A 12,947-nucleotide genomic window follows, 5' to 3' on the forward strand; every position below is an offset into this window, starting at 1 on the left:
GGTGAAACGGCGCGGCTGTAGCCCCCGTGGCCGACCATTTGTTCTGCGTCCTGCTCTTAAACAGACGCACTGGCGAGTGCAACTACGGATGACCGAAGGCCGCGAACGACTACCCGGCCAACCACAGCTACCCGGCCAACCACAGCCGAAGCATCTCGACGCTCATCGTAAAACTGTTCAACACGATGTGAACGACAAGCGATGGGGTGATGCGTCCGGTTTGGCGATAAAGAAATCCCAAACCGACAGAGAAAAAGAACAACGGGATCGCCGCAGCGCCTTGGTTTCCATGCATCAATGCGAAAATCAGGCTCGTCAAAAACAGTGGCCAAAGACTTCTCGGCCGCCAAATGTCCGCCGCATTCTCGTCATCGGGATCCAGTGCCAACTCGTCTTCATCGGGGCGATCGGCGAACGATTGCAAACTGCCTTGCAACAGCACGCGAAACAGAAACTCCTCTACCCAGGGAGCAACCAAAGCTGTTCCCATGAACAGCACGATAAAGAAGACGGGCGTCGGTGATTGTTTCATCACATCCAACACGGGATGTTGATACTCGACCATCTGCGAGGCCAATTGGGCGATCAGCAGCGTCGGTGGAATCAACATCAGCGAGGCGCGCAATCCGATCACGACGTCGCTGCGTTTCCACACCAAGCCAAGCCGCTGGGCAGCATCGGGTCGGATAATACGCAAGAAGCCGAGGGTCCCGGCGAAGGCAATCAAACCGCCAACCGATTGCGCCGAAAGCCCCGCGAGCAATGCGTCCGAACTTGCCGCCTCTCCCTGGACCGCCGGGGGAATTTGCCCCAAGGCAATGAACAACTTCATGGCCAACAGACTGATGACCAAGCTCAACCCAAACATCAGCATCGCGTCCGAAACGGCCCAGAACGGACGATCACGCGACTCCGCAGGCAACACCGCGTCGCTCCACGATCGATTCGACCGGAGCACGCGATGAATCGTTTTGCCCCACAACCCTAGACAGCCCGCAATCACCAATACGATCGCACTCACCGCCGCTACGTCACCGATTTCCATTTCGCGATTCCGTTACTCTGCGTCCTGCTCGCCACGCATGATCCGAGCGGCCGCGATCGTGTAGTCGTAGCCAGAGTAGACCGTCAAGGCGATCGATGACCAAAGCAAGACCGTCGCGGTGGTTTGCAACCACGGAGCGACAGGCGTGCTTATCAAACAGAGCAACGCGGCGACAATCGCGGCGCATTGTAGAACCATCTTCCACTTGCCTAACCAGCTCGCTGAAAAATCGCCCCCCCCACCTTCGATGATCCCACGCAGACTCGTCACCAACAATTCACGGCCGACCACGATGGTGGCCATCCACGAGGCCACGCCGGAACCGGTGGCTTCCACCAGAGCGATGAAGGATCCGCAAATGATGATTTTGTCCACAAACGGATCGAAGATGCGGCCCAGCTTCGTCACTTGCCCATACTTGCGGGCCCAGTATCCGTCCATCCAATCGGTCGAAGCCGCGATCAGGAAGATCACCAGGGCGGTTCCGCGATATCCCATCGGAATCAGTGCCATGACCGCGATCGCGAGCAAGAAACGCACCGAGGTGAGTGCATTGGGGACGTTATAAATCGACTTGGATGCCGCTGAGTTCATTGCTGGATTCATGCTCATTGATCGTGCCGTTACAAGTTCCAAGACTAACAGATCACGCCCAAATGCGAAGTGGTGCAAAATCGCAAACCATCCGCACGCAACCATGCTGGAACTGCTTGAGCAACCACAAGACGTTCTCCCCAGCCCAGAGCCTGAATCGCAACGTTTGCTTCGCGCGATCAAGAAAAGAGTCGCCCCGCCCCGGATGCCGACAAGAATCACATCCTGTAGCGACGAACTCGGATTTTTCATCACCCGACGCGTGAGTTTTGAAGTTTCGCTATTCGATCCGTTCGAGGCCGAATGCTCCGCAATTTGCCTAGGTCTCGTCCATGGATTCGAACCATCGATGGGGGCCCCATTCCATGGTTTTCTTGGCCCCCGACGCGCGGGACTAGGCAAACTTCCGAGGCTTTGCCCCGGACGACAAACACGCAACTTCAAAACGCGTGAGCGTGGGATTCATCGTAGAGTCCCCTGTGATTTTTTCATTGCCGCCCGAGTTCGCTGCGGTTATTCGCCGAGCGACGCTGCGATCAAATCGTAGCCGTCCGCCGCGACGATTTCGCACTTTTTGATGTCACCCACTTGGATGGACTCGTTTTCGTCCGAAGGCGAAACGTAGACGATTCCGTCGATGTCGGGGGCTTCGCACCGCGTACGACCGATCCAAACGCCCTCTTGCTCGGGCAACGGTGCATCGATGATGACATCGTCAATCGTGCCGATTCGGCTTTGCACCCATTCAAAGGCAATTTTTTGCTGGACGGCCATCAACTCGCCTTGCCGACGCTCCGCCACTTCTTTGGGCACGCGGTTGGGCAACTTGGCTGCCGGCGTGTCCTCTTCGACCGAGTACGTGAACACGCCGAGGTGCTCAAAGCGTTGCTGCTCGGCGAAATCAATCAATTCGGCAAAGTCCTCGTCCGTTTCGCCGGGGAATCCCGCGATCATCGTCGTTCGCATCACGAGGTTGTCGATTCGCGAACGCAATTTACCGAGGATTTCTTCTTGCAGCGAACGCGTCGTCTTGCGTGCCATCCGTTTCAGCATCGTGTCACTAGCGTGTTGCAGCGGCATGTCGATATACGGCAACACGCGTTTGGCACCGGCGAGTGTGTCGATCAGCGCGTCGTCAATGTACATCGGATAAAAGTACATCAAGCGAATCCACTCGACCGAATCGATTTTGTCGAGTTCGGTCAACAGTTCGGTTAGCCGAGGCGTGCCATACAGATCTTTGCCGTAATACGTCGTATCTTGGGCAACGACGACGATCTCTTTAACACCGCTATCGCCGAGCCGTTTCGCTTCGTCGATGACTTGGTCCATCGGCTTGCTGTAATGCTTGCCACGCATTTTCGGGATCGCACAAAACGTGCACAATCGATCGCAGCCTTCGCTGATCTTCAGGTAGGCAAAGTGCCGAGGGGTAACCGCACTTCGCACCGCATCGCTGAGTGGCTTGATCGGCGCGGGACGGAAAACCTTTTGCTGTTCCTCGACGCCCGATTGCAATCGATCGATGACCGACACGATTTCGTTTCGCCCAAAGACGCCGATCATGGCATCGATCTCAGGTCGCGCCTCCAGCAGTTTCCCCTGTTGACGCTCTGCCAAACAGCCGGTGACCACCACATTGCGAATCTTGCCTTGCCGTTTCAGAGCCAACATTTCGTCGATCGCCCCGAGCGACTCATCGCGAGCCGAATCGATAAACCCGCAAGTATTGACGACGACAAAATCCGCATTGTCGACGGAATCGACCATCGCGTAGCCGTCTTCATCGAGCCGCCCCAGCATTTGTTCGGTGTCGACAAGGTTCTTGGGACAGCCGAGGCTGATGACCGCATAGCGGCCGCGCTTGCTCGAATCGTCGCCTGCAGGACGGTTTTGCAGAGGGGAGGGCGTATCGGAAACGACAGGAAGTTGCATGGAGTGCACAGAACTAATGGGCGTTGATGGCTCAGCGAACGAGAATTTTCGCAGGGAATGGTGAATTAAACCCAAGAAACGTCCCATTGGCTACCGACTTTCTCAGGATTCCCCCCGTTATTTTGGCTTCCCGCCTGTTTCTCACCTCCCGCTTTCCCCACTAGATCCAACCCTCAAGGTCCCCTAAAACGCAACATGATTCGCCGCATGGGAGGCTTTCGCCCCCCTCGCTTACTTTTTGGGCTGCGACGACCGCTCCGACACTGGAATCGGCTTGCCTGTGTCCCGGTGGAATGAATCCGGAGTTAAATTCGCCTCGCCTGGGAACTGATCCGCCGTCTCGACCTGCCATTGGTCCAATTTCCTTCGCAACATCCCCCGCACGCTCGCATACTCTGATTTGCCAGCGAGGTTGACAATGCAATTGGGATCCGCGACCACGTCAAACAAATACTCTTCGGTACCCTGCCGAAACATGCACTCTCGCTGGGCCTCGGTCAATTTCCCAGCCTTTTCGAGGGACCGCATCTCCGCGTACGTCGGGCTGTTCACGGCATCCGCAGGCGGGGTCCCTACGGTGTTGGGCAACCAATTTCGAACATAGCAAAATTGTGGGGTGTGAACGGCGCGCTCGAACGCGCGATAGTCGTGCCAATTGTGCTCGGCATAGGCAAACTCACGCACGCCCTGCGATCCATCGGCCAGCGTCCGAGCGAAACTAACGCCTTGAAAACGCTCCAACGGCGGTAGCCCTGCTAACTCAAAAATGGTCGGCGCGATGTCAATGGAACTGACCAAACTTTCACTGCTCGATCCCGCTTGTACCCGCTTTGGAAAGCGGACCACCCAAGGCGTCTTCACCCCTGGTACATGAACACGTGTCTTGCAATAGGGAAACGGTCTGCCGTTATCACTCATGACCAAAATGAAGGTATTCTCGGCAACCTGTTGAGCGTCGAGTTCCTTGAGCACCATGCCAACGTGTTCGTCAAAACGACCGATCTCGTCGTAGTAAAGGGCAAGGTCATCACGCACCGAGTCGGTATCCGGCAAATACGGCGGCACCACGATTTCGTCTCGCCGGTGCGGACGTTCAATCGCTCCGGGGTGATAGTCGCGATGCGGATCGGTGTGCGCCGCCCACAGAAAGAACGGCTTGTCGCGAGGCCGACGCTTGACCGCTTCGACCCAAGCGTCTCCCATTTTTTCCGCTTTCGAACCCCGTCGATATTCCACTTGATCGGAAACCGCATTGCCGAGATGCCACTTTCCCACCGCAGCGGTCCAGTAACCCGACTCACGCAACGGCTTCGTCATGATCGTTTGCGTTTTGGGAAGCGGCATATGCAACTCGCCGGCCCCAGTATTGTGAGGGTAACGCCCGGTCAGAATCGACGATCGACTTGGGCTGCATGACGAGCAGGTCAGGTACGCTGAATCAAACCGCATTCCCTGCTGGGCTAGCCGGTCGATGTTCGGCGTTTGGATCGACGGATGACCATAGGCACCACAATCGTCCCAGCTCATGTCGTCAGCGATGAAGATGATAAAGTTGGGACGCGCATCTTCTGCGATTAAAGGACATGCCCCAACCGCAACGAGACACAACACCAGCGTTTGGATACAACGAGCCCCAGAGAACCTAGCCAACATTTCAAACAGATCCTTATTCGCTATCAAGACTTCAACGGCGTACTTCGCCAAACAACATTCCCCGAACAACGCTTCCGTCGTCGCGAGCTCCACGCTCGTTCAACCCAAACAATTCCCGCTTGGCTGGTGCCCGGCGTTTCCCATTCCCGGCGTTTCCCATTCCCGGCGTTTCCCATACACTGAGCAGACCATCAAACTCCACCTGTCGAACCCCACCTCCAGCTTGACTCCGCTGGACTCGCACCTCAGCTCGATTGAGGGCTTAGCTTGCATAATGTCCTTGACATAATGTCATTGGGTAGGCACGGCATCGATACAAATCGAAGTCGCTTCCACTGCTTAGTCGTTCGCCTTGGGCGCCCTCGTTTGCGTCGCTTTCTCAAACGCTCGCACGCCACCGACGACCGGCAATGACAATCGAGTCGCATCGACATCGACCGTCAACTCGGTGCCCGGTGTGGGCCGCAGCGTCACGTCTCGGTCGCTCGATAAAATCATCAACCCAATCTGTTGCCCCTTGGCAATGATTTGATCATCGGGTTGGAGATCAAACGTGACGTCATAGAATCGCCCCGGCTGGAGCGGTTCGCTTGCGGTCATCGAGCGATGGTTCTGAGGATCGGCCCAGCCGCGGGTGATAATGTTGTCGGTGATCTTGGCCTTCTCGTCATCATTCCACGGCAGCGAGACGAGCCACACCGAGAGATTCACGGCCGGCTTGCTGCTGGCCAATTTGATCTCAATCGTCGCAGTCCCCGATACATGCAGCGGTTCTTGCAGCGTTTCGGAAACGTAGAGCAAGCGGTGCTGGGTCCATTCGGCTTGAGCAAGCGATTCGCCACTGAACGAGAAATTGTCGACAAGCGTTTCGTTGCCTTGACCGGGAACCGCGGTGGTCACGAGCGTCCCCTGTTGCGGGGCACCGGAGGTCAGATGCAACACGACCGGAGACGCCATCGGGTTGGGATAATCATCGTACGCCGTCGGTTCATCGTGCTTCGCATCTTCTCGCACGATCCAAGCGCGCGGGTCGTTCTCGACCCCATTTTGAACGCCATGCAAGTACCGTGTGAACCAGCGATTCATCATCTTCATCGGCGGTGGCCCTCCATGTCCATCTTGGTGATAGTACGTTTGCGAAGGAATTCCCTTAGCCTTGACCGCTTGGTAAATGCGATTGCTATGCTCGGGGGTAACGTTCCAATCGTTGAAGCCGTGAGCCATCAACACAGCGGCTTTCAGCGGAGCAAGGTCATTCAAGTAATCACGTCGGGCCCAAAAGTCGTTGTAATCGCCTTTGACACGGTCCATGCCTTCGGCCATTTCTTTATCGCGAACTTCACAGTCACAAAAATCGCGGCGAGCCGCATTTCCGCTGTGAATGAAATCGTACAAATAGTCGACGTCTTCCCCTAAATAACCACCTGGGTGGCGCACCAAACCGTTGGAACGGTAGTAGTGATAATAAGAGGTGTTCGGCGCGATAGGGATAATCGCCTCGAGGCCCTCGACCCCGGTGGTAGCGGCGGCCAACGGGATCGTGCCGTTGTACGAAGTGCCTGTCATTCCCACTTTGCCAGTCGACCAATACGCCGTGACCGGTTTGTCGCCATCCGGCGTCGTAAACCCTGGCGCACGACCACACAACCAATCGACCACCGCTTTTGGCGCCAACGATTCATTGTCCCCCCCCAGCGTTGGACAGCCTTCGGATAGCCCTGTTCCCGGAGCCGATGAGTGGACGACAACGTAACCGCGTGGCACCCACTCGTTGAGGTGCGACTTGGAGATGATCGGTCGTTCGATTTTGAGCTCGATCTCGGGCATCGCTTTTCGGGGCGGCGGCTCCGCGCCTAGCTCGTGACGCACGTTCCAGAAATACGCTTCATCGCTCGAGCCCACGCCACAAAAGTAGGGGCTCGAAATGTAGACGACCGGCAATTTGAGTCCCTCGGAATCGGTTTGCCGCGGACGCGTGACATCCACATGCATCCGGTCGAGCTTTCCATCGCCATCGGAATCAAACTCGGTTTCAACCCAAAGGTCGTGCCGAAGCCAACGATCGGGATCGTTGAAACTCTCGACCACCTGTGCTTCCCCGTCCTTGAAAACCGGAACCGCTAACCTTGGTTCTTCTCCGTTGGCCGGAAACGAAAGCAAAACCAGGCCGCAAAGCAGCGCCACGACAGGTCGATAGGAATCCGATGTCATCATGCGGGGTGATACGCCAAAGCAAAGGGGCAGAGCAGGTGGGGCAGGAAAACGCGCGAAGCGGTCTGGCGCCGCGCCGCAAGCATGGGCGGCCACCGGGCTCAGCGCACTTGGCACCGATTCATTGGAGGCGAACTGATTGGGCCCGCTAGCGAACCACTTTATCATAGAGCGGCAACGGAAAGTCGGGCTCAATCGTGCGTGTATTCAGATACGCGGTCTCAAGTCGCTTGACGATTTCAGGGTTCGCCGCCGCCAAATCATGCTGTTCCGCGCGGTCGGCATCCAAGTCGTAGAGCTCCCAATCGCCAACTTTCTTTTGCAGCAAATTACGCCGAATCGCTTTCCATTTCCCCTCGCGAATCGCCACGATGCCACCATATTGCGGGAATTCCCAGATCATTGGACTCGGCCGCTCGGGAGTTCCCTGGGATGTCAATTCCGGTACCAAGTTCAGCCCATCGAGCGAAATGCCCGACAGCGATGACTCGTTTTGCAAATCGATATTGGCCACTGCGCTGAGCGTGGTGAACCAATCGGGAAAGTACGAAGGCATGTCCGAGACCGAATTCGCTTGAACCCGCCCCGGCCATTTCACGATACACGGGATTCGGATTCCACCTTCGAAACAACTGCCCTTGAAACCGCGCAAACCACCGGTGGAATTAAAAAACGTGCAAGCCGCTCCGCCCACATGAAATTTGGGATTGGTCCTGCCGTGGGTGGGGCCGTTATCGGAGGTGAAAACGATCAACGTCTTTTCGCTGAGCTGGTGATCCTCTAGACGCTTGAGGATGGTGCCGACGTGTTCGTCTAGATCCGAGATCATGGCCGCATAGGCGGCCCGTGGACGCGGGTGCGGAAGATAGCCGTTGTCGCCACGATAGGGACCGTTCTCTTCGTCCCAAGCGGCCGGATATTGGTCCACCCACGCTTTGGGCGGCTGCATCGCGACGTGAGGTTCGACAAACGGCAGGTACAGAAAGAACGGTTCGTCTTTATGCTTGTCAATGAATTTGACCGCTTCCTCAAGGATCAAGTCGGGCGCATAGTTTTCCGCTTCGTAATCTTCCGCATTGATATCGCCAGTCGGTTTGCGATCGTGCCCAGGAATCGGGTATTTATTAATTCGCACCTCGCGTTCATTGTTATCCAGAAAAGCGGGGTAATAGCTGTGTGCATTGCTTTGGCAATTGTAACCGTAGAAGCGATCGAACCCTTGCTTGATTGGCGAGCCAGAGGTGTTTGAGGGTCCGAGTCCCCATTTGCCGAATGCGCCGGTGACGTAACCGGACTTTTTCAAGACCGACGCGATCGTGACGGTGCCCTCGTTCAGTGGCCATTGTCCTGGGAAAATGCGTCCGTTGCCCGAGACACGGTTTCCACGCACCTGGGCGTGAGCCAAATGTTGGCCGGTCATCAAAACGCACCGCGCCGGTGCACACACGGGAGCTCCAGTGTAATGCTGAGTAAACCGCATTCCTTCGCTTGCTAAGCGATCAAGATTGGGGGTGCGAATTTTCTCCTGGCCGTAACAACCGAGTTCACCATAGCCGAGGTCATCCGCCATGATGAAAACGATGTTCGGTCGGTCCGGTGTGGCGGCTGCGGTCGGCGCGATTGCCATCAAGAGAACGAGCGGCGTGAACCCCAAGCAGCGGACAAAGCCAACGAATGCATTCATGTTTAAACCACGTTTGTAACGAGTGACATGTCACCATCCGTGTGAGCGTTGCCGAGCTCGCGGTGAAATTTCCCCAACGCTAGCAGCGTGGAATCGAAATCGCCTCAGTGAAATCACAAGCCTCGATGGCTGTTCCGTTGATTTTCAACCACTGATTTTCGCGACGAACTTCGCCATGGGATGCGTCGTCAACGTCGCCTACTGCTAAACCATCTTAGTTCGCCGCAACGCCGCAACGTCAACCTAAAATTGGTGACCGCGGCGCGGACCGTGCTCGGTCAACGTTAGAATTTCAGGGCCGTTATCGGTCATTAGCAAGGTGTGCTCGAATTGCGCCGAGGGCAGACCATCTTTGGTTCGCACCGTCCATCCGTCTTGTTTATCACACCGAGTGTAGCGGGATCCGGCATTGATCATCGGTTCGACGGTGAAGCACATACCGGGAAACAGACGATCGCTACGACTTTCACGATTTGGGTAATGGGGGATCGACGGATCGAGATGGAATTGTCGCCCCAATCCATGACCGACGTACTCTCGCACGACGGTAAAGCCTCGTTGATGGGCTTCGGGGACAATCGTTTCGCCAATGTCACTGACACGACAACCCGGCGTCAACGCATCGATCGCAAGGTACAAACAATCAAACGCACACTGCGTTACCGCGCGTCGATCATCGCTCACTTCATCGATCAAGAAGGTTTCACTTTGGTCCCCATGCCACCCGTCGACAATCGTCGTGATATCCACGTTAACGATGTCTCCAGGCTGCAGCTCATACGGTCCCGGGATGCCATGACAGATCACTTCGTTGACGCTCACGCAGCAGCTTTTGGGATAGTTTTGGTATCCTAAGGTGGCCGCGATGTGCCCGTGATCTCGCGTCCACTGGGCGACCAAGTCATCAATGCTCTGCGTGGTCACGCCGGCGACAACGTGAGGCCGAATGAAGTCCATCAACTGTGCGTTGACCCGACCGGCACGCCGCATCGACTCTTGTTGAGCCTCGTCCAGGATCAATTTCTTTTGCTTTTTAAGCATCAAACCATTCTCGCAAATTTGACTTAGCGCTGCATCAGATAGAAAAGAAACGCGGAGCTTTTTCTCCCCGTCCAACCGGAGATCATACCAAACTGCGGAGGTGATCCCAAGCATTAATTAGTCGTTGTTATCGCCGCGTCCAATGGCAAAAAGGCTACTCGATTCCATCGGAACCGAGAAGCCTTGGGGAACGCGGAAGGACTCGTCCAAGCAAACGGGCTTTGGAACGGGCTTTAGAACGGGCTTTAGAACGGGCTTTAGAACGGGCTTTGGCTTGTCGCAAGCGGCCGAATTGGCATCCGCTCGCTACTGCCCCAAAAGCCGATTGCAAGCCCGGCAATTCAATTAGAAGCCTTTAAACGGATGCGCTGCGGAATCCTTCTTGGCCAGCATGTCGTCCACGGTTGGCGTACCCGCCATCGCCGCAGCCAACGCTTGCTTGGTCGCTTCGTAGTTGTAGTTGTAGATTTTTTCGTCGTCTTCGGCGTGCGGGTGAATGAACACGCCGCAAACACAAACGAGCTCTTCCGCTTGGTCTTTCGGAATAACCCCTTCGCCAACAGCATCGGCAACCGCTTTGGCCACCGCGGCTTGGGCCGGGCCAAACATTTGCACCGCTTGCTTCATCCCCTTGATCGTCACCTTAGTGATCATCACAGTCGATGGTTTGACAGCAACATTGGGCTCGAGCACGGCGAGCAGGTTCGAGTGACCTTCGCTTTGGTTTGACAATGCATTGGCAAACGCAGCGCCAACCGGTCCGTTCTTGCTGCCGATCATTAAGTCAATGTGCGCGATTTCGTTGCCATCGCCAACTAAGGCTTCACCAATGTTAAACTGCATGGACGAGGACTCCACTGAATCGAATGGGGTTGAGAAAATGAACGTTGCCGCTGGGCCGATGGATTGACTGCGCGCGTTCGCTCAGCAATCCGCTGCAAAGCAGCCGGAAACCTACCAGATGCGGCCCCGGCAAGCCACTCCCCACCACTCTTCTCCCCCACCGCGAGATTCAGAACGTTGAAAAATGCGAGGTCTCGTTCGACCGTTACACTGATTGGGGCAAGTGCCGTCACCCTGATTGGGGCAAGTGTACGTGCGGCAGCTCAATCAGCTGCCTTGGCCGGATTGCAGGTCATCGGTGCCGATCAATTCGGAGATCGCGATTGTCGCGCAGTGTGTAAAGATTTTGTGCTGCTTCGAGAGCCCAGTGATGGACACATAACATTCACGGCGCGCGATTTTGTCGCCGAAACGCTGTCCCAATCGTCGCCATGGCCACCGCATCTCTTGGTGGTCGGAGGATTCGCTCAGGATTGCCAAACCCTAGATCATGCTGGTTTTGCCGCATCCCCCGAGCTGATCCAACCCGCTTTCTTGGCCCAGCTCGCCAGCGAAGTGGGCATGCAATTCCCAACCACGTTCTCAGCGGACCGGCAATCACGTCCGCACGCCCCCGCCCGAACGCCGGATCCACCGCAACCAGCCTCGACTCGCTGGCTCTGGAAAGATCTCTCCAGCAGTGGTGGGCTAGATGTCCGCTGGGCCAACCCTCCGGACGCCGAGATCCCCTTCAACAATCCAGCACCGAGGAGGTCTGGGCATCCGGTTTACCAACGCTGGATCGCGGGAAAACGATTCGGTGTTTCCTACCTCAGTGACGGGAACACCGTCGTGCGACTCGGCACGTGCCGATCGCTACACACCAAAAAGGCGGCGGGCCCCTTCGTCTACTCCGGATCCTACGGCCCGGTCTCCCTCACCGCACCGCAAAACCGCCAACTCGATCAGCTCGGTGAAACGCTCGTCGCGAACACTCAACTTTCAGGGCTGTTCGGTATCGATGTGATCATTGATGCCCAATCCAAACTCTGGCTGCTTGAAATCAATCCTCGTTGGACAGCGTCAAGCGAATTGATCGAACGAGATTTGATTCGTCGTGGGGTGCTTCGAGAGCGAGAATCATTGATCGGAGCCGCATGCAAAATCCATTTTCCAACGCTGGATCCCCGCTTGAGTTTACCGTCGGTCGCGGACTTAAACGCTCGAATCGGCCAATCCGTTTGCCATCACCCTCCGTTATTAAAACAGGTTATTTTCGCAACCCGCTCCGGCAAACTCGACTGCGATGCGCTGCTGCGACTTTGCACCGATTCGATCACTTTTCATGACATCCCATCCTCGGAAACGCCAATCGTAGCGGGACACCCGCTGTGCAGCCTCATCGGCTCTGGGGATTGGCGTTCATCCTGCCCCCCTTGGCCCGATTTACGAACCGTGGTTCGCGCGGCGCAAGCCGCCGTTTGCTGATGTTTCCCTGCTCTCGACGCGTTTTCCCGACTCAGAGCATGGCTGGCTCGAGCAGCTCCCTGATCATGGCACACCGGTTCATGGCACACCTGAGCCCCCCTGATGCAGGACAGCGAGCTTCGCCACGGCACTTTTAAACCGAGAGACTTGTTTTCAAACCAAGAGACTAACCAAGAGACGCTTTTGGCCAATCTTTACCGCGGACCGCAGTCCCTGCCGCAAAGGGGGTTCTGAGCAGTCAAACACAGGGGCCGTGGACTGACATTTAGCCTTGTTGATGGGGTCCCCCACCGCTCCCGCAATCATCCCAGACTCGCTAATCCCAATATTTCGCCAACTTTTGGCGATCGAGCGTGCAGGTTCAGCTTTCGCATGCCGACCTTGTACGACTAGAATGTTATGGAATTGCCGATGCCAATCGAGTATTGTTGAGGCAACATTCTCCACCCTACCCACCCAATCATAGCCTACCAT

9 protein-coding genes are annotated in these 12,947 nt (G+C 56.1%); 1 reads left to right on the plus strand and 8 read right to left on the minus strand.

Annotation, left to right across the window (positions count from 1 at the left end; translation table 11 throughout):
* Positions 1-127 precede the first annotated feature (127 nt).
* From Pla52o_RS18885 to fae, 8 genes are all read right to left on the minus strand, one after another.
* A complete protein-coding gene (locus Pla52o_RS18885; RefSeq protein WP_146596186.1) occupies positions 128-1,045 on the minus strand; it encodes a CPBP family intramembrane glutamic endopeptidase in 918 nt (305 codons plus the stop codon).
* A 12-nt stretch (positions 1,046-1,057) separates the two neighbouring features.
* Complete coding sequence (gene pgsA, locus Pla52o_RS18890) at positions 1,058-1,657, minus strand: CDP-diacylglycerol--glycerol-3-phosphate 3-phosphatidyltransferase (RefSeq protein WP_146596187.1); 600 nt, start codon at positions 1,655-1,657, stop codon at positions 1,058-1,060.
* 495 nt (positions 1,658-2,152) lie between these two features.
* Positions 2,153-3,574 carry a 30S ribosomal protein S12 methylthiotransferase RimO gene (gene rimO, locus Pla52o_RS18895; RefSeq protein ID WP_146596188.1) on the minus strand — a complete coding sequence of 474 codons (1,422 nt, stop codon included), beginning with the start codon at positions 3,572-3,574 and terminating at the stop codon, positions 2,153-2,155.
* 231 nt (positions 3,575-3,805) lie between these two features.
* Positions 3,806-5,227: a sulfatase family protein gene (locus tag Pla52o_RS18900; RefSeq protein ID WP_146596189.1), complete on the minus strand. Its 1,422-nt coding sequence runs from the start codon at positions 5,225-5,227 to the stop codon at positions 3,806-3,808.
* Positions 5,228-5,566: 339 nt separating this feature from the next.
* Positions 5,567-7,441: a Xaa-Pro dipeptidyl-peptidase gene (locus tag Pla52o_RS18905; protein WP_146596190.1), complete on the minus strand. Its 1,875-nt coding sequence runs from the start codon at positions 7,439-7,441 to the stop codon at positions 5,567-5,569.
* A gap of 145 nt (positions 7,442-7,586) precedes the next feature.
* Positions 7,587-9,122 carry an arylsulfatase gene (locus tag Pla52o_RS18910; RefSeq protein WP_146596191.1) on the minus strand — a complete coding sequence of 512 codons (1,536 nt, stop codon included), beginning with the start codon at positions 9,120-9,122 and terminating at the stop codon, positions 7,587-7,589.
* 243 nt (positions 9,123-9,365) lie between these two features.
* Positions 9,366-10,163, minus strand: coding sequence for a type I methionyl aminopeptidase (gene map / locus Pla52o_RS18915; protein WP_146596192.1), 798 nt, complete (start codon positions 10,161-10,163; stop codon positions 9,366-9,368).
* Between the two features lie 345 nt (positions 10,164-10,508).
* Entirely contained in the window at positions 10,509-11,006 is a 498-nt protein-coding gene (fae, locus tag Pla52o_RS18920) for a formaldehyde-activating enzyme (protein ID WP_146596193.1), read from the minus strand.
* Positions 11,007-11,183: 177 nt separating this feature from the next.
* On the opposite strand from fae, the gene Pla52o_RS18925 reads away from it, so the two are divergent.
* Positions 11,184-12,473 (plus strand): ATP-grasp domain-containing protein, encoded by a 1,290-nt coding sequence (locus Pla52o_RS18925; protein ID WP_146596194.1) that lies wholly within the window; start codon positions 11,184-11,186, stop codon positions 12,471-12,473.
* The last annotated feature ends 474 nt before the right edge of the window (positions 12,474-12,947 follow it).

Source organism: Novipirellula galeiformis, assembly GCF_007860095.1.
GTDB classification, from domain to species: Bacteria; Planctomycetota; Planctomycetia; order Pirellulales; family Pirellulaceae; genus Novipirellula; species Novipirellula galeiformis.